Annotated in this window: 16 protein-coding genes; 9 read left to right on the top strand and 7 right to left on the bottom strand. The window is 27.3% G+C overall.

Annotated features, from left to right (window positions below; genetic code table 11):
* Nucleotides 1–236: 236 nt before the first annotated feature.
* The 7 genes from HMPREF9629_RS06995 to HMPREF9629_RS06965 all read right to left on the bottom strand — a co-directional run bounded on the left by HMPREF9629_RS06995 (nucleotide 237) and on the right by HMPREF9629_RS06965 (nucleotide 7,245).
* Nucleotides 237–2,006 carry an Rqc2 family fibronectin-binding protein gene (locus HMPREF9629_RS06995; protein ID WP_009525679.1) on the bottom strand — a complete coding sequence of 590 codons (1,770 nt, stop codon included), beginning with the start codon at nucleotides 2,004–2,006 and terminating at the stop codon, nucleotides 237–239.
* Nucleotides 2,007–2,206: 200 nt separating this feature from the next.
* Entirely contained in the window at nucleotides 2,207–3,253 is a 1,047-nt protein-coding gene (gene cobT, locus HMPREF9629_RS06990) for a nicotinate-nucleotide--dimethylbenzimidazole phosphoribosyltransferase (RefSeq protein WP_009525678.1), read from the bottom strand.
* 26 nt (nucleotides 3,254–3,279) lie between these two features.
* Nucleotides 3,280–4,092, bottom strand: coding sequence for a Cof-type HAD-IIB family hydrolase (locus HMPREF9629_RS06985; protein ID WP_009525677.1), 813 nt, complete (start codon nucleotides 4,090–4,092; stop codon nucleotides 3,280–3,282).
* A gap of 274 nt (nucleotides 4,093–4,366) precedes the next feature.
* Nucleotides 4,367–4,843, bottom strand: coding sequence for a pyridoxamine 5'-phosphate oxidase family protein (locus HMPREF9629_RS06980; protein ID WP_009525676.1), 477 nt, complete (start codon nucleotides 4,841–4,843; stop codon nucleotides 4,367–4,369).
* Between the two features lie 55 nt (nucleotides 4,844–4,898).
* Nucleotides 4,899–5,561 (bottom strand): NAD(P)H-hydrate epimerase, encoded by a 663-nt coding sequence (locus HMPREF9629_RS06975; RefSeq protein ID WP_242822026.1) that lies wholly within the window; start codon nucleotides 5,559–5,561, stop codon nucleotides 4,899–4,901.
* 389 nt (nucleotides 5,562–5,950) lie between these two features.
* The gene (tenpIN, locus tag HMPREF9629_RS06970; protein ID WP_009525674.1) at nucleotides 5,951–6,385 is read right to left on the bottom strand and encodes a type III toxin-antitoxin system TenpIN family toxin; all 435 of its coding nucleotides are present in this window, start codon (nucleotides 6,383–6,385) and stop codon (nucleotides 5,951–5,953) included.
* A gap of 293 nt (nucleotides 6,386–6,678) precedes the next feature.
* Entirely contained in the window at nucleotides 6,679–7,245 is a 567-nt protein-coding gene (locus HMPREF9629_RS06965; protein ID WP_009525673.1) for an isochorismatase family protein, read from the bottom strand.
* Between the two features lie 422 nt (nucleotides 7,246–7,667).
* Here HMPREF9629_RS06965 and HMPREF9629_RS06960 point away from each other — a divergent pair, with 422 nt between their 5' ends.
* The 9 genes from HMPREF9629_RS06960 (at nucleotide 7,668) to HMPREF9629_RS06920 (ending at nucleotide 17,473) form a co-directional block, all read left to right on the top strand.
* On the top strand, nucleotides 7,668–8,771 hold the full coding sequence (locus tag HMPREF9629_RS06960; protein WP_009525672.1) for a metallophosphoesterase: 1,104 nt from the start codon (nucleotides 7,668–7,670) through the stop codon (nucleotides 8,769–8,771).
* 701 nt (nucleotides 8,772–9,472) lie between these two features.
* Nucleotides 9,473–10,543: a YcjF family protein gene (locus tag HMPREF9629_RS06955; RefSeq protein ID WP_009525671.1), complete on the top strand. Its 1,071-nt coding sequence runs from the start codon at nucleotides 9,473–9,475 to the stop codon at nucleotides 10,541–10,543.
* Between the two features lie 263 nt (nucleotides 10,544–10,806).
* Nucleotides 10,807–11,757, top strand: coding sequence for a helix-turn-helix transcriptional regulator (locus tag HMPREF9629_RS06950; RefSeq protein ID WP_009525670.1), 951 nt, complete (start codon nucleotides 10,807–10,809; stop codon nucleotides 11,755–11,757).
* Between the two features lie 223 nt (nucleotides 11,758–11,980).
* Nucleotides 11,981–12,490, top strand: a complete 510-nt coding sequence (locus HMPREF9629_RS06945; RefSeq protein WP_009525669.1) for a hypothetical protein — start codon at nucleotides 11,981–11,983, stop codon at nucleotides 12,488–12,490.
* A gap of 528 nt (nucleotides 12,491–13,018) precedes the next feature.
* Nucleotides 13,019–13,873, top strand: coding sequence for a hypothetical protein (locus HMPREF9629_RS06940; RefSeq protein WP_009525668.1), 855 nt, complete (start codon nucleotides 13,019–13,021; stop codon nucleotides 13,871–13,873).
* Nucleotides 13,874–13,884: 11 nt separating this feature from the next.
* Nucleotides 13,885–15,339, top strand: a complete 1,455-nt coding sequence (locus tag HMPREF9629_RS06935; RefSeq protein WP_009525667.1) for a hypothetical protein — start codon at nucleotides 13,885–13,887, stop codon at nucleotides 15,337–15,339.
* A gap of 19 nt (nucleotides 15,340–15,358) precedes the next feature.
* The gene (locus tag HMPREF9629_RS06930; protein WP_009525666.1) at nucleotides 15,359–15,859 is read left to right on the top strand and encodes a YcjF family protein; all 501 of its coding nucleotides are present in this window, start codon (nucleotides 15,359–15,361) and stop codon (nucleotides 15,857–15,859) included.
* Between the two features lie 202 nt (nucleotides 15,860–16,061).
* Nucleotides 16,062–16,376 carry a hypothetical protein gene (locus tag HMPREF9629_RS06925; protein ID WP_009525665.1) on the top strand — a complete coding sequence of 105 codons (315 nt, stop codon included), beginning with the start codon at nucleotides 16,062–16,064 and terminating at the stop codon, nucleotides 16,374–16,376.
* An 89-nt stretch (nucleotides 16,377–16,465) separates the two neighbouring features.
* A complete protein-coding gene (locus tag HMPREF9629_RS06920) occupies nucleotides 16,466–17,473 on the top strand; it encodes a YARHG domain-containing protein (protein ID WP_242822025.1) in 1,008 nt (335 codons plus the stop codon).
* Nucleotides 17,474–17,682: the final 209 nt, after the last annotated feature.

The raw sequence follows: 17,682 nt of genomic DNA, 5'->3' as shown, positions 1-17,682 counted from the left end.
TGTATTGTTATATATTTAAAACTTTATATTTTTTAAATCATAAATTATATAAAGTTTATAATTTTTAATAGTGTTATACTAAAATCTTATAGAATAATGGAAATTTATAATAATTGATTTTTAAAATAAAGCATTTATATTACTATTATATTATTTATCTATAATTTTATTAGATATTATTAGTATAGAGGATATAAAAAAGAGTATATGAAGTTTTTTCTATACTCTTTTTTGCATTATTCTTTTATTCTTAATCTTTCAACCAATTCTTCATCAGGTGTTACGTAAACTGTAGAATTTGTTTCATAGATTACCATTCCGGGTTTTGCACCGTTCGGTTTTTTTACATTTTTCTTCAATGTATAATCTATCGGAATACTTTGTGAAAACTTGGCTTTGCTGTAAAATGCACATATTATTGCAGCTTGTTTTATAGAATTTTCTGATATTTGTCCATTTTTTGATTTTATTATACCATGTGAACCTGCTATATTTTTTGTATGCAACCACATATCATCGGATTTTGCAAATTTCAGTGTCAAATAGTCATTTTGATTATTATTTCTGCCTACGTATATTTCAAATTCATCATCTGATATAAATTTCATAGGATTGAATTCACTTTTATGTTTTTTCTTTTTTGTATCGGATTTATTTTTCCTAACTATTCCTTGTGCTTGCATTTCGATTATTATGTCTTCTAAATCACTTATATTCGATATATTTTCTATGGATAATTCTAAATTATAAAGGTAGTCTAATTCTTCTTTAGCTTGTGATATTTGTGTGGATAATTCTTTTTTACGAGATTTCATTTTATTGTATTTTTTATATAGTTTTTGTATATTTTCTGACGGTGTTAGATTTTCATCTAAGCTTATTGTAGTTTTAGGTGTATTTTCATCGTAAAAATCATCTACTTCTATATTCTTCATGCCTTTTTGTATCATGTAGATGTAGGCTGTGAGTAGGTCTGCATCTTTTTTATAGTCTTCAAGACATATGGTTTCATTTATTTCTTGCGATTGTTTTTGTATTTTGTTTTCTAATGTAGATATTTTTGATTTTAATATTTTTCTTATATCATGGCTTTTTTGATTAAGTCTGTCTTTTGAATCTCTTGTGTTGTAGTATTGCTCGCATATGAATGATATGCTGTCTTCTTTTTTTATCTCAAAGCCGTCATACATTGACAGATATATACATGAAAAATCCACTGTAAAGCCTAATTTATCAAATACTATGCAAGGCTCAAAGTCGCCGCTTTTTATAGTGCTCATAATTCTTGAAAAAGAATTGTGCAATCTTTCTACTTCTATTGGCGACAATTCTGTAGCTGAACTTGATATATCTATGTTACTGCGATAGCAAATTTCTTTAGCTATTAGAGGACTAAGCCCGGAAAATTTGGAGTATAACACTTTGTATATAGGCATTTTTTGGTAAGTAAGCTTGATGAAATCTTCAAGATTTATATTATCTGTAGGATTTGATTTTTCTTGTTCAGGAGGCGATTTGTATGTTATTGCAGGTAATACTTCTCTAAATGAACTTACAGATATAGGTATTCTTTTTGCGGCATCTAAAATTTTATTGCTTTGCTTATCTATAAGTATTATATTGCTGTGTCTACCCATTATTTCTATTATAAGTCTTCGCACTTTTTGTTCTTTAAGCTCATCAAATGTATCAATGTCAATATATATAACTCTGTCAAAACTGTCTTGAGATACTGATAATATTCTTCCGCCTTGAATATATTTTCTAAGTATCATAAGGAAGTTAGGTGCTTTTAGCGGATTTTCTTTTTTATAGCTTGGTGCGAGATATATTCTTGGAAAAGAGGGGCTTGCACTTATAAGTAATTTATAAGTTTTTGAGTTGCCTCTTAAGGATAGAAGAATCTCATCTTTTTCAGCTTGTGATATTTTATCTATTTTGAGTGAAGTGATTTTTTGTTGTAATTCTTGTACTATTGAGTTTATGGTAAGCCCGTCAAAAGCCATATTTACCTCCGTTGTATATAAGTAAAATAATCAGATGATTAATTTTACACTTAAAGTTTATTTAATTAGGTATAAGTATAAATTAATGAAGATTATATTAAAAAATATCTGTTTTTAATCTGATAACAGCATAATTTATAAAATTCACAGAAATTGTATTTATATTATTTTTTAAAATTAATCTATTGTAAAAATAAATATTATAGCATATTTAACTGACTAAAAGTTTTCATTGTATTATATGAAAATATTGCATTTTCTATTATTTGTGAGTACAGTACAGCTCCGTATCCTTCGCCAAGACACAAATCTAAATTGAGCGGGGGAGTGAGATTTAAATATTCTAATGCAAAATTTCCGGCTTTTTCCCTTGTTTTATGTGAGCATATGAGATAATCTGTTGTTATAGGAGTAATAAGTTTTGCAAGCATTGCTGCGGAATATGTTATAAGACCGTCCAATATCACAGGAGTATTCCTTGCACAGCAGGCAAGTATTACGCCGAGCATACCGCCTGTTTCAAATCCGCCTATTTTTGTGAGTATGTCGATATAATCATTTTTGTTTGGTTTATTTATTTCAAGAGACTTTTTTATGGCATTAATCTTATTTTTTAAAATATCATCATTTATACCTGAGCCTCTGCCTGTTATTTCATCAGGAGATTTATCCGTTATACAAGATACTATTGCTGTTGCTATAGTAGTGTTGGCTATACCCATTTCTCCTAAAGAAATCAAATTGTATCCTTCATCAATAAGTTTGTTTGCATAGTTTATTCCTGTTTTTATGGATTTTATTGCCTGCTCTTTACTCATACTGTGAGTTTTGGTCATATTTTTTGTAGATTTGTAAATTTTTTCGTCAATTATTTTATCGCTTAATTTTTTATCAGAGTTTATTCCTATATCAATAGCCAGCATCTTGGTATGTGTATATTCGCATATAGAGCCTATAGCAGAATAGTTTTGCACAAAATTTGGAAAATGAATTGCTGTTAATGATTGATTGTCTTTTGATACGTTTTCTTCATAAACTCCGTTGTCTGATCCGAAAGTAATTATAGCTTTTTTAGGCATAGTCAAATTTGAAGTTTTATATATGCCGGCTAATTGTACAGTAATATTTTCCAATATTCCTAATGCTTTTTGCGGTTTTATAATATTGCTTTGTCTTTCTTCGGCTTTTTTCATAGACTCTTTGTCTAAGGGTTTAATATTATTTATTAAATCATTTATTATGTTCATTATAATTCCTTTTAAAATATTAAAAATTAACCTAAAAATTTATTCAATGCGAATGCCATTCCACCATCATCATTGGTTTTAGTAACAAAATCTGCCATATCTTTTAATGGTTGAACAGCGTTTCCCATTGCAACTAAAGTTCCTGAAGTGTTTCTCATTGAAATATCGTTAAAATTATCTCCTAAAGCAAGTATTTCAGATTTTTTTATATTTAATTTTTTTGCCAAGTTCTCTATACCGAAACCTTTATTTACACCTTTTGCATTTATCTCCAATTCATTCATACTTTGGCTTACTATTTCGTATGGAAGGTTTTTTATTTCTTCAAATGTCATATCTCTTGCAGTTGTACTTCCAAAAAATGAGTGTAATTTTATTGCACCTTTTTTCATATTTTTTATGAAATATTCCATATCGTCTACAAGTTCTCTTGACGCATTGATAAGGTCGTGGAATTGAACCGGGATATAGTTATATCTCTCTTGTTTCAATTTCTTGTCACAGTATATTTTACCATCTTGATAAAGTTCAAAAAGTGCATCTTTTTCTTTTAAAGCAGAAAATATTATGTGGCAATCTTTCGGTTCGATACAGATTTTGTACATATCCTGTTTTGTCCAAGCATTAAAAGCATAGGCTCCGTTTGCAGTTATGGCATATTCCATGTATGGAAGTCTTTGTATAACTTCGTCCATTTCCATAAAACCTCTGCCTGTACAAAATGCAAAATGAACTCCTTTTTTTGAATATTTTTGTATGGCTTCTTTTGCACTTTGCGGTATTTGACCTTTGCTGTCAAACATAGTGCCGTCTAAGTCTGTTGCTACTAATTTTATCATTGTTCACCTGTTTAATACTATTTTTAATTTATTAAAATTTATCCTAAAACAGTGTATTTACTTCATTAAATTTCATATATCTTTCATTTGTGTAACTTCAGTACGCTCATTCAAGATATATTCCTTTATGTAGTTCTACAAATTTTACAGAACAAATTTTATTTTTTAATATAGCTTTTTCGAGATTTTTAATACCGAAAAAAATTAATGATTATATTTATAAACTTATATATTTACTATATGATTATAATATAGTTTTATTTATATATACATTTTAATGCGGTTTTTTCTCTTTTGAAGAAAAACTTTCCATATCTATTTTTATTATTTGTGTAACTCTTAAACTTTTTTGTATAGCGCTTTCAAAATATTGCATATCATTAGGAAGATATTTTTCGCATAATATTTTAAGTGCAAATATTTTTTCTTCTTCATCTTCTACAAATACGGCATTGCCATAGAATATTGCTGATTGAAAATATGTGGTATAAGAGCCGTCATATATAGGCTCTGATTTTGAAACTGCACTTATACATACTCTTGGATATTTTTTTAATATATCTATTTTTCTGCCTACTTTTGCACAGTGAAAATATATTGTATTTTCATTTCTTACATGTGATATAGGTATGGCATACGGTTCATTGCCGTCATACATTGAGATTGTTGCATAACCTGCGTTGTCCAATACTTGAAGTGCAAAATCCTCGTCCATTGCTCTGTCTTTTCTGCGCATTTGCATATTTTTCATAATCAATTTCTCCTTTTGTGATAATTTAATTTTAAAATAATAAATAGATTTAATTCTATATGGTTAAATCATAAGGTATGCTTATTGGAACTACATCAACTTTGCCTGAATATTGGCTTTCATTTACCAAGGCATTTTTCGTTTTATAAAATGTTATTGTTCTATTAGCTTTTATGCATGTACCCATAACAATTCCGTTATCACATTCAAGTCCTGAAGGTATATCTAAGGATACTGTATATTTTGAATATTCGTTGATTATGTTTATAGTATCTGCGAATATGCCTTCTACATCTCTTGTAAGTCCTATTCCGAATATAGCATCTATTACAGCATCGCTTCGCTCGATTTGTGCTTTTAATATTTCTAAATCGACTTCTTTATTTTTTATAAGTCTGTAAGAAAGTCCTATTTTTTTTATTATTTCAAGATTTGTTTTAAACTCATCAGTTTGTCTATCCATATCACCTACGATATTCAGATACACGAATTTTCCTGCTACGAATAATTGTCTTGCAAGTACAAGACCGTCACCACCGTTGTTTCCTGTAGAGCATACTATTACATATGATTTGTAAGGTTCATCTTTCAACAGATAATAACTGCCTACACCTGCATTTTCCATAAGTATTATACTTGGTATGCCAAGATTTTCAGTAGCATAAGCATCTATTTTTTTCATATGTCTACTACTTATTATTCCATCCAAAAAAAACACCCCTTTATTTATTATATAATCTATTGATTTGTAAATTTAGTATTTTTATTATATGTCAATTTAATTAGACATTAGTGTAATGCTGATTTTTAATAGAATAATAGATGATTTATATTAATAATTCTATAAATAATGTTGTATTTTATTAAATTGACAAAATACTATTTTTCTATAGCTATATTCATTTTTAATATAAGTATACTATAAAAATAATTATCCATTGTTTAATTATAACTATATATAATTTAATATAGTTGATTTTATATCCAAATAGAATATGAAATACTCAATATATAGAAAAAAAGTAAAAAACAGTACAACGAATGCACAGTTTTTTGTATAAAAAAAGCCAACGATATTAATTTACCATCAGCTTTTGAGTTAGATTTTTATATGTTCAGTTCTTTATGAAAATATTGTAAGCAAGACATTTTACAAAATATTTCATCTCTTTGATTATGTTTATTATTTACTATTTTTTTATATTTTTTTATATATGTTATTAGTTTTTGTTTTATAAAATATTTCTTTCGTGAAAGCTGTTTATATTCTTCGTCAGATATATATGCTGTTTTCGTTCTGTCTATATATCTATCTACATCATTTATTACTACAGCTTTACTTAAATCTAATCCTTGTGTTTTTTCTTTATTTGTAAATACCGCATAAGAATGTGATATTTTATGTCTTATTGGTATTGCAAAATATATATTATCCAATTCTATTAAGCATATATTTGCATAAGGTCTATTATTCTTCTTTTCCATTTCGGTGCAATCTTTGTAATCATTAAAAAATTCATCTGTCAAAAATCTAAATTCCATATATTCTCCTGCAGAAAAGTCCCGTCTAAATGACAGGACTTCTTCTTAAGATAGTATTTTTTTTGATTACCTTGCTTGCTACTATACAAGCAAATCTTCTCGTGTATAAATTTTTTTATATAGTCGCTTTACTACGACTTTTCCTGATTAAATAATACATCAAATATTTATTTTTGTCAAGTTTTGTAATATGTTTTGTAATATATTATAAAATACATCAAATCTTTAAATCTTTTTATGTTGCTATTATTACTTCATTTACAAGCAAAAACAAAAAATTTTATGATTAAAGATTATTTTATCAATGCTTGTACTTTTTTAAAATCAGGATCTGCAGAAGTGTGTAAGACATCAAATAAAACAGTCTCCGTATTAGATATGACGGCACCCATTTTTTGCATCATATCTATACCGTTCAGATAATTTTTTTCAGTTCTTGAACCTACGCAATCGCTTATAAGTGTAACCTCATATCCGTTTGAAATCAAATCACGAGCAGTTTGATATACGCATACATGAGTTTCCACTCCAAGCATAATTATATGTGTTCTTTTGTATTTTTTAAGCAACTCTTTAAGCTCAGGAAGAAAAGCTGAAAATTGAACTTTTGAAATTAAATCATGATTCTTTGATGCAGACAATACATCTTCACTTGTAGGACCGAGAGCTTTCGGATTTTGCTCTGTAAATATAACAGGAATTGAAAATATATCTGCAAATTCAACCAATCTCTTTCCGTTAAGCTTTAAATCTTCTTCATTGAACATAGCTTTGAGAAGTTTGCCCTGCAAATCAATCACAAGCACTAAGCAATTATCTCTTGTAAGTCTATATTTTTCAGTGATATCTTTATCGTACATAAGACCTCCTATAATTAATAGAAAAATAAAATATATACAATTTAATAATAGCATAAAAATTGAATTTTGCATATATAGTATTGATAAATAAAAATAATAAGAATTAACTTCAATTAATTTATAAAATTTATAGTTTTTGTAACAGTGAATAAAAAATATTTCAAATCTAAAAAATACAACAATTTTTAAAATAATTTCAGATTTAATTTATAAAAAGTGGAGAAATTTTAAAATTTTTTAATATCTTTCAGGAAAAATAAAAAAAATTTTTTTAAATGACAAAATCTGTCCAATTTAAAAGGTATAATAAAAATATAAGCGATATTGAACAACATTACAAAATATAAATGCTTTTATAATAGATTGTAAATTGATTTTTGATATTGCAGTAATATTATAAAAATAATAGAGAGGTGCTCAAAATGTTCAACATAACATCAGATATACACATAGATATGTATTATCATACAAATATTCCAAAATTTAAACAATATGATTATATCATGGGCAATACGGACGCATTGTCTGAAAAATTGAAAGATACAGTACGAATGAATGTAGATAATTATATTTACAGTATGATAAAAAACACAGATGAGATTGAAGACACTCTAATAATATCAGGAGATATAGCAAACAACAACACATATTCAAAAGAATTTTTAATAAAAGCGTCAAGCATATGGAAAAATGTTTGGTATACAGACGGAAATCACGAATATTATTTTCAAGATAAAGATTCAGGTGACAACAGACTGTACAAATTAATAGAAGACTTAAAAGATTATCCTAATATAAAGTATGTGGCAAATACCGTGCAAGAGATAAAAAATAAAGAAAAAACGCTTAAAATAGGTTTTTTACCTTTAATGTACAATATGAACAATCCCAAAGTAAGATATGCTTTCAATCATTTCATGAACGATGAACATTTTATAACAGAAGACTATCTATATGAATCGTATAGAAAAGGATATTCATTTTACACAAAAGAAATCTACGGCAAATGTGATATATGCGTAAGCCATGTACCTGTTTTAAAATTAGAAGGAACAAGAGGAAAGGAAACAACATATTTTACAAAATTAAAACTTGACCCCAATATAATATATTTTTTCGGACACACACATGAAAATGAAGAAGTTACGAATTATATAACACAAGAAGACGGAACGAAAGCAAGTGTAAAAGGATATAATATAGGTGTAGGCTATCCGCCTGATTATGGCAGAGGAGTAGGTATTCCGCATCTAAGAACATTTAAATGGCTTGAAAAAGAAAATAAACTTACAGAAATAAGCTGCAATATAGAACAAAATAAAACAGATTTAGAACGAGAGAACAATGAACTTATGAAAAAGTATGCAAGAAAATTTATACGCCTTTATAATTTGGAATACGACGGAGATGTAAATTATTCTCATGTCTATCGTAATAAAACAGATTTAGAACGAGAGATTAAAGAACTTGTGAAAAAGTATGTAGGAAAAATTAAGGCTTTTGACATTTTAAACAAAAGAAAATAAAAATACTATAAAAACTGTAAATTATAGAAATATCTAATTAAATTAGTCATATAAATAAAAAGCACTAAATTAAATGTATTTTGATTAGGATTACTTTTAACTACGATATCGTTAGCAATCGCCTTAATCAAACAACATTAAAATACTTTTTTGTATTTTAGTGCTGTATCTTATTTTAAATAGCTTACGGTATGAATTTACATTTTACTTAATGATATGATTTATCTATAGAAAATAATAAAATTATTAATAAGTGTTGATTTCTATAGGGGGGGGGGTGATATAATAGACCTACTATATGAGTGACATCGCTTCGCCCTAACTAAAAAAATCAGCACTTACATTTTCTTTAGATTGTATGATTTTTTATATTATTTATTTTTACAATCAACAGAAATTTAAGGCATTAAGTGTTTTTCAAGAATATAAAAACAGCAAATATTTGAAAATTATTGGGTTATTTATCAATGCGATGTAAATCAAATTATGGGAAAATGACATTTTTTTGAAATTATATTTTACTTGTTGGAATATGATTAAGGCTAAATTTGACAGTATTTTTAACATAGAATTTTGAATTTTTAATTAAGAGAAGTATGGTGTAAAAGCCTTTATCATAGAAACAATCAGTTTTATTGAAATTAGGCTAATTTTAAGTATATTTATTTAATACTGCCGTATTTTTAATGGAGGTTATTGATATGATTAACTATTATAAAAAAATAAATGAAGAAAAAAGTAAAGAAGCAAGGGGTATTATGTCTGAATATGAATTTGATAAGTGCAGAGAAATTATACATGATGCAAGTATTTTGGCAGGAGTTGCCGGGGCAATTCCTATACCGATTGCAGATGCTATACCGATATCGGCAGCACAAATTACGATGGTTATATCTCTTGGGAATGTATTTGGAGAAAAAATTGAAGAATCGGTTGCAAAATCTATGGTTACAGTAGTAGCAACTACATTTATCGGCAGACAAATAGTAAAATTTATTCCCATAATAGGATGGGGATTTTCCGGTATTGTTGCAGCAGGTATAACTGAAGCTGTAGGCTGGATTATTGCTATGGATTTAGTAAAATCGAAAAAAATGAAATACGATAAAGAAATAAATGAAATTAAAAAAGGAGTATATTTAAATAATAAACATGAAGATATAGAAGAATCGCTTAAAGAATGCCTAAATAGACCTATGTACATTCGAAAAGAAATAAGAAATATAGAAGAAAATGTGTTAGATTTAAGCGAACAGGATTTATTGGATGGAGAAGTTTGTGCACATGTATTCGAGATTGGCTGTTACAAAATTCGTAGTGCACGAAGATTGTATTTAAGAGGTGTAGACGGAAGGGTACCGGCTGGTGAAGAATTAGTTAAAAATTATAAAGAAAAAAATTTTAGATATAACTTACTTGGCAACGAAGTATTTGAAGGATTTGGATATATAAGTGATGAAGTTTTTAGTGTTAATGAAATATCAGCTAAACCTATTAATAATACCACTGACGAATGGAAAACAGTTTGTTCAGTCGAGAGTGGAGGAGGCTGGGTAGAAACACTTAAAATTATAGCTACTGTAAGTGAAAACTCGTCTACTGATGAATCAGATGACAGTCTTGTTATATTAAAAGAATGGGTTGGAATTACTTATACATCTTATTATTGGCATATTTTAAAATCAGACGGAACTTTTAAAGTATATAGTAAAGGTGCTTTTGATGACACTTTTAAAGAGTGTGATGGAATTATACATAGTGTTCATTTTTAAATTTCCAAATTAAAAAAACTTATGTATTTATATAATTACTATAAATTATTTTTCTACATGAAAAGAATATTTAAAACATTGATATTTTAGTATAGTTGATAGATATAATATCATACTTGATATAGTTTTTTTGTTATCTTAATTTTTTTATAAAGATAGATTGTCAAGTTAAGTGCAACACTTTTATAAAATTACTTATAAATTATCTATTATTCTATGTTGAATCAATATAAAAAATATAGTAAATAAATGGAGATGATGAATTGGAAAAAAGTACAGCCAAAGTTTTGAGAGTATTGGAAATATATACCAAACTTATGGACGGAAAAATTGTGAACAAGAGTGAAGAAGCACAAAATCATAACGTAAACGAGCGAAGCATAGACAGAGATATAGGAGATATAAGATATTTTTTTGACAGAGATACCTCATCATCTGCATATGCAAACACAATAGTGTACGATAGAGAGAAAAAAGGTTATAAATTAGAACAAATATATAATATAAAACTTACAAATCCTGAAGTTTTGTCAATATGCAAAATATTATTGGAAAGCAGAGCCTTTATCAAAGAAGAAATGCAACAAATTTTGGACAAGCTCATATCATGCTGTGTACCAAAAGAAGATAGGATGATGATTAAAGAGCTTATACAAAATGAAGAATTTCACTACATAGAGCTGAAACATAAAACATCATTTATGGATAATTTATGGACTATAGCACAAGCCATAAAAAAAGGAAAAATTATAAACATAGACTACTTTCGTCTCAAAGACAAATCAGTAGTTACAAGAAAAATAAAACCGTTGGCAATAATGTTTTCAGAGTATTATTTTTATATTACGGCATTTATTGATGACGAAAAATTAAGAGAAAAATTTGACATAATAAACGATTCATTTCCTACAATATATAGGATAGATCGCATCAAAAAAATAGAAATATTGGATGAAGATATGTACATACCTTATGCAAACAGATTTCAAGAAGGTGAATTCAGGAAAAGAGTGCAATTTATGTATGGAGGCAAGCTCCAAAAAATCAAGTTTAAGTATAACGGAGCAGATATAGATGCAATACTCGACCGCTTACCCACAGCACAAATACTGTCGGAAGAAGACGGAGTATATACAGTGCAAGCCGAGGTATTCGGAAAAGGCATAGATATGTGGATAAGAAGCCAAGGAGATATGATAGAGATGATAAGTTGAGTAAAAATGTATTTTTATAAAAAATTAATAGAAATTATTCTTTATGTTAATTATTCATTTAATTGTACTAAACAGCAATTAAAATTTAATATATGGCTAAAAAATTATATTTCTTAAAGTAGTAAGTATATAAAAGTTTTATATTTTGTAATAGCGTTTAGTATAGGCCTATATATTGACCAATAATTTTAAAATTAAAGAAAATTGAAAGGAGAATTTTGAAATGTTAAATGAATTTAATGAAAAACAAAAAGAAATGGAACTATCAGAAATGAACAAAAAAGCTGAAGATGTTGTTGAAGCAGCTGTTAAACGGACTAAAATTAATAGAGCTCTTCTTATTTGTCCCAATATGTCATTGATTAATGAACAAATAGATTTGATGATTTCAATTTGCGGAATATATGGAATAGATATAGAAAAAAATAAATTGGAAATACTTATAAATAAAGCGCTTAGTGAATGTAATTCTGAAATTATTTATAAAATTTATGGTATTCCGATGTTGATTAATAGTATTTATGTAGAGACTTCTGGAATTATAACATTATCTATGGGAAAGGCATTTATTGAGGTTTGCAAGAAAGTAAAGCTTTTTATTGAGGTTTGTGAGAAAGTAAACTTTGGAGATATAAGAGAATCAGATATTATCTCTTCAGTAGGTGAGAAAATAATGAAAGAACGGTTTAAAGAAGAAATGAAAAGAAATAATATGGACTGTTATATAAAATAAAAATATTTTTGTAATATTAACATAACAAATGTTGACATAAGAAGACTGAGTATTCGGAAAAGTATCAATGTGTGAATAAAAAGTAAAGCAGATATTACAGAGATGATAAGTTGAGTAAAAATTGATTTTAAAAGTAATTTTATAAAAAATGGAGAGATTTTTGAAATATAAATATTATAAATGAATAAAAAAATTCAAAATGCTATTGAAGTAACCGTGACATATATTATTGAAAAAGGAGTATTATTTTTTATTTAGTGTTGTACTTATATTGTAAACCTAAAATTTGAGCTATTTACAGTTATTAGTAGGTAATAGAATAGATATAATACAAAAAAGTTGTATAAAAAAATTATTTTTTCTTATACTAATTTCTAATAAAACAGTAGATAATTCATAAAATCAATAAATCTTTAAATGGTCTTTTATTTTATTGGATTTATGTAAAGTTATTTTCTATTATTATATTAGATTTTAGTATTATTTTGAACACCTTTATAGTTAAAAATATTTTAAGGAGGAAGTATTATGTTTAATAATAATTTGAAGAATGAAGCTTTAAAAATTCATGAGGATATTGTAAAAAAGTATAATGATTCATATTCTAATATGTTGGAAAATAGTGAAAAATTATATGTCATAAGAAAAAAATCGATAGAATTGATCAATTTAGTTGAGATGGTTATTAATAGTATAGCACATACACCTAAAGAGTTTGATACAAACATAGGGAAAATAGTAAAGGATATTTCACAATTCAGGGAAACAGAAGAATATGTACAAGAGGCGTATAAAAAAACAGTTAAAGTAGCTGAAAATATTGGAAAAAATACAGCATTTGCATTAGGAATAGCATCCATGGCGCCAAATGCATTTATGGCTATGGCGACTACTTTTGGTACAGCATCTACAGGAACAGCTATAAGCGCTCTTAGTGGGGCAGCTGCACAAAAAGCTGCAATAGCGTGGATAGGCAGAACATTTGCAGGTTTTTTGGTAAAAGAAGGAGCAGGAATGCTTGTAGGTAATATGTTTTTAGGCTTGATAGGTCCTATTGGTTGGGGAATTGGTGTTATAGGGATTAGTAGATCAATTTTTTCATTATCAGAAGATAATAAGAAAATAGCAGATGAAGCTGTTAAAGAAGCAAAAGAAATCTTAAAATTAAAAGAATCTCTTGATGAAACTAATGAAACAATCAGAGATTTTATTACAAAAACAAATGATTTATATAACAATTTGAGTTCACAAAAAAATATGATTTTAAGTTTTATGAATTTAGACTATAACATTATAGACGATAATGAAAAACTATTTTTAGGAACACTAGTTAACAACACTCTTAGTCTGTCAGCATTATTGAATAAAAATATAGGCAATTAAGGAGTTTATTAATGCTAAAAGATACTAAAAGAACATTAAAAAGTAGTCAAGAACAAGCAGTTGCTGCTTGGATTACACATATAAATCAGCTTAGACTAAATGAACTTATTGATAAATTAAATAGACAAGATATTAATTTAGAAGATGCATTGAAAGAACTAGCGGAAATTAAGCAATTTATAGCTGTTCCTAAGAATATTTTAGGAAGTTTAAAAACAAAACATGGCGAAATAGCAGAACATATGCAAGTTAACTTTTCCAATGCTAGAAGATTAATTAATGGATTAGATAAAAATCATACTTTTGAAGGTGTTGGAAGAACAGCGCCTGAAGATTATCTAAGAAATGGTAATCAAGTTCAATCTAAGTTTTATAATGGTCTCAAAAATACATTTTTTGGAAAAGATGCTCTGCAAGAACATATGAAAAAATATCCAAATTTTTTGAAAAATGGTGGTTCCTATGATATTCCTAAAGATCAATATAATAAAATGATTGATATTCTGGATAAATATAAGAATAATCCATCGCAGTTAAGTACTGAAGATTATAATTTAGCTAAGAAAATAGATGAATTTTTAACTAGCAAAGGTTTAGAGTTAGGAAAGGATATTAATTCGTCTATTGTAGATTATTCAGAAGTTCAGCAAGGAGTAGCAGAGGAAACTGTTAATAATGAGGAAAAGAATATAAGAAAGGAGGATAAAGAACAAAGAAAGAAAGCTTACGAGCAAGCTAAACCTAGCTTAAAAGAAGGGTTAAAAGTAGCCGGATTTAGTGCTGCTATTGAAGGTGGATTAGCATTTTGTATGTCTGTTGTAAACAAGAGAAAAGAAAAAAATTTTTCCCAATTTACTTCACAAGATTGGAAAGATATAGGCATTGATACTGGAAAATCTGCGCTGAAAGGAGGAGTAAGAGGTGGTTCCATATATATTATGACAAACTTTACAGCCACTCCTGCAAATGTAGCATCAGCATATGTAACAGCAGCTTTTGGAATAGCATTACAAGCGAAAGCACTTGAAGAAGGAAAAATAACTAAGGAAGATTTTGTGATTAATTGCGAAACTTTATGTTTAGATGTTACAGTAAGTACTATAGCATCATTAACAGGACAAGTATTAATTCCAATACCGGTACTTGGTGCTATTATTGGCAATGTAGCAGGAGAATTTGTATATAGCTTATGCAAGAAATATGGCAGTGAAAAAACTCAAGAAATAGTTACAAGATATTATGATGAAGTACGAGAATTAAATCAACAATTAGATATAAAATTCCAAAAGTTTCTCACTGAACTAAATAAAGCCTTAAAGAAATTTAAGAATCTTAAAGAATTAGCATTTGATAAAGATGTTAATATAGCGTTTACCGGATCAATAAAATTAGCTGTAGAGCTTGGAGTTTCAGCAGATAGTATATTAATATCTACAAAAAATATAGATGATTTTTTTATAAAATAATTTAGGAGGAGTTTATAATATGGAAAGAGAATTTAATGACGAATTTAAAAAAATACCGTTAGCAGAATTAAATGATAAAGCTGAAAACGCAGTAGCAGTAGCAGTAGCAGCAGCAGGAGCTACTGCATTTATCCCAATTCCATTTGCTGATGCACCAGCACTTATAGCAGAACAAGTAGTTTTGATGGGTTCAATCTGTTCAATATATGAAATAGATCTAGGAAAAGATGGTTTAAAGATGCTAGTTACTACAGCACTAATGGCAGGTGGTGCAACTATAGTAGGAAAAACGATATTTGGTAATTTATTAAAAATAATACCAGTAATAGGAACGATATCTGGCAGTTTGCTTTCAGGTGCAACTGCTGGAACTGTAACATATGCTATGGGGATGGCATTTATAGAACTGTGCAAGATGGTAAAGCTAGGAAAGTTAAGTGAATATGATATGGTATCTAACAAGGGGAAAAATGTAATGAATGAGCAATTTAAAGCTTGGATGAACAGTAGTAAGAAATAGTGTAGTGTATATATTCTAAAAAAATTAAATGTGTAGAACATAGATTGTTGCCTTTATATAATAAATTGTAATTTGAAAATTAATTATTATATATTTCAGGTATTATAATATTTTGGTGGGCAAGTAAAAAATATGGAGAATTCAATTAAAAAAATGTATAATAATTTTGGACAAAAAAATACAATTAAAAGAGATTCTCCATATGAGTAGTTATAACACAAATAAAAGATATTTTGAAACAGTTTTATCAAAAAAAGAAAATATATGTAAAATGGAAATAACACTAGATATAGCTAATATCATTAGAATACAGTGTTATCATGATATTAGCTATATAGGATATGAAGGAAAATCCACAACAAAAAGCACAATATGTAAACACTGCTTAAAAGAAATAACAAGATTTAAACAATATAAAACAACATACACAATATACGCAAAATACAACAGCAAAATAATACTACTGAAACTATCAAGTAAACCATACAAGACAGTATATAAGGAATTAATATTATGAAATTCATTAAAAAACTATCTCTTATAATTATATTTGTATTTTCATTAATTTTATTGTGTTCCTGTTCTAATAAAGATATAGGCAGTCATATGGAAAACAATATTAAAGCGGACACTCAAGTCAGTAAAACTGAAATTAAAGATTTCTTTAATGAAAATTTTTCAAAAAACGGAAAATTGGATGAAAATCAGTTAGAAATTTTTAAAGCTGAAATAAAAAATGCTGAATATGAAAAATCGTTAGAAAGAGAATTACTTGATTATATAAAACAAATACAATTGTGTAATATTGAAAATTACGCTATACAACAAAAATATGATTTTGATATATTATCAAAACCGATATTAAGTAAAACTTTTTATGTAACTCAAAAATTTAAATATGATAATATGATAGGTGAAGCGGTTAATTTTTTATCTGAAGAAATTGAAGACAGCAAAGGAAATACAAAGATAGACTGGGTAGCTTATGATGCAGTTTATGATAATTATTTAGGAATGTATCCAAATATCAAGGGTCAAGCATATATATTAAGAACAAGCAAAAAATTTGCAAATGTCGGAGCATATAGTTTAGACTATATAGATAATGGAGATAAGATTATGACTACAGATGCAAACGGTTTTGAAAAAGAATTGCCGGTATATGAGATATTGGGAGATTTGGGGAGATATACGTTTGAAGAATTAGATTATGATAGAAGTGTTTTAATGTATAATGACAGTATGAAATTCCAGATATATGAAAATATATCATTGATGTTGGAAAATGAAAAAACTATAGAATCAATGGAGAAATTAAGAGATAGAAATTATATTTTACCCACGAATACACTATATGTAAGTAAAAAAGAAATTGTAGAGCTTGCAGACTTAAAAGGGAAAGATATAATCAGATATGCTATAAATGAAATATATGCAAGATATGGGTATTCATTCAAAATGGAAGAATTCAAAAATTATTTCGAGTCAAAGCCATGGTATAAAAAATCGGACAACTTGACGCAAGAATATATACAAAATAATCTTATGAATGAATATGAAAAGAAAAACTTGGAAACACTGTTATTCTTAGAAGATGCTTTAAAAGATTTTTAAAAAAACTTGTTGGGATATATAAATAATGTAAATGTAACACAATACGCCAATTATAAACACATAAAAATAAATAATAACGATAGGATTTAAAAATGAAATTTATAAAATATTAAAAGGTTAATAAAAGTCGTATATTTTTTATCATATGTGCTAAGCATAATCTTTTAATAGGTGATTAATTAATACTAAATACCGGAACGTATCTGAAA

It is taken from the genome of Peptoanaerobacter stomatis (assembly GCF_000238115.1).
GTDB lineage: Bacteria > Bacillota > Clostridia > Peptostreptococcales > Filifactoraceae > Peptoanaerobacter > Peptoanaerobacter stomatis.
This window is presented reverse-complemented; position numbering and strand designations above follow the sequence as displayed.

Excerpts from the sequence above, each read along its gene's own strand:
- HMPREF9629_RS06920 (WP_242822025.1), top strand. The coding sequence starts at position 16,466 with ATGGAAAACAATATTAAAGCGGACACTCAAGTCAGTAAAACTGAAATT.
- HMPREF9629_RS06985 (WP_009525677.1), bottom strand. The coding sequence starts at position 4,092 with ATGATAAAATTAGTAGCAACAGACTTAGACGGCACTATGTTTGACAGC.
- HMPREF9629_RS06965 (WP_009525673.1), bottom strand. The coding sequence starts at position 7,245 with ATGTACGATAAAGATATCACTGAAAAATATAGACTTACAAGAGATAAT.
- cobT (WP_009525678.1), bottom strand. The coding sequence starts at position 3,253 with ATGAACATAATAAATGATTTAATAAATAATATTAAACCCTTAGACAAA.
- HMPREF9629_RS06955 (WP_009525671.1), top strand. The coding sequence starts at position 9,473 with ATGATTAACTATTATAAAAAAATAAATGAAGAAAAAAGTAAAGAAGCA.
- HMPREF9629_RS06995 (WP_009525679.1), bottom strand. The coding sequence starts at position 2,006 with ATGGCTTTTGACGGGCTTACCATAAACTCAATAGTACAAGAATTACAA.
- HMPREF9629_RS06980 (WP_009525676.1), bottom strand. The coding sequence starts at position 4,843 with ATGAAAAATATGCAAATGCGCAGAAAAGACAGAGCAATGGACGAGGAT.
- tenpIN (WP_009525674.1), bottom strand. The coding sequence starts at position 6,385 with ATGGAATTTAGATTTTTGACAGATGAATTTTTTAATGATTACAAAGAT.
- HMPREF9629_RS06930 (WP_009525666.1), top strand. The coding sequence starts at position 15,359 with ATGGAAAGAGAATTTAATGACGAATTTAAAAAAATACCGTTAGCAGAA.
- HMPREF9629_RS06925 (WP_009525665.1), top strand. The coding sequence starts at position 16,062 with ATGAGTAGTTATAACACAAATAAAAGATATTTTGAAACAGTTTTATCA.
- HMPREF9629_RS06960 (WP_009525672.1), top strand. The coding sequence starts at position 7,668 with ATGTTCAACATAACATCAGATATACACATAGATATGTATTATCATACA.
- HMPREF9629_RS06940 (WP_009525668.1), top strand. The coding sequence starts at position 13,019 with ATGTTTAATAATAATTTGAAGAATGAAGCTTTAAAAATTCATGAGGAT.
- HMPREF9629_RS06935 (WP_009525667.1), top strand. The coding sequence starts at position 13,885 with ATGCTAAAAGATACTAAAAGAACATTAAAAAGTAGTCAAGAACAAGCA.
- HMPREF9629_RS06945 (WP_009525669.1), top strand. The coding sequence starts at position 11,981 with ATGTTAAATGAATTTAATGAAAAACAAAAAGAAATGGAACTATCAGAA.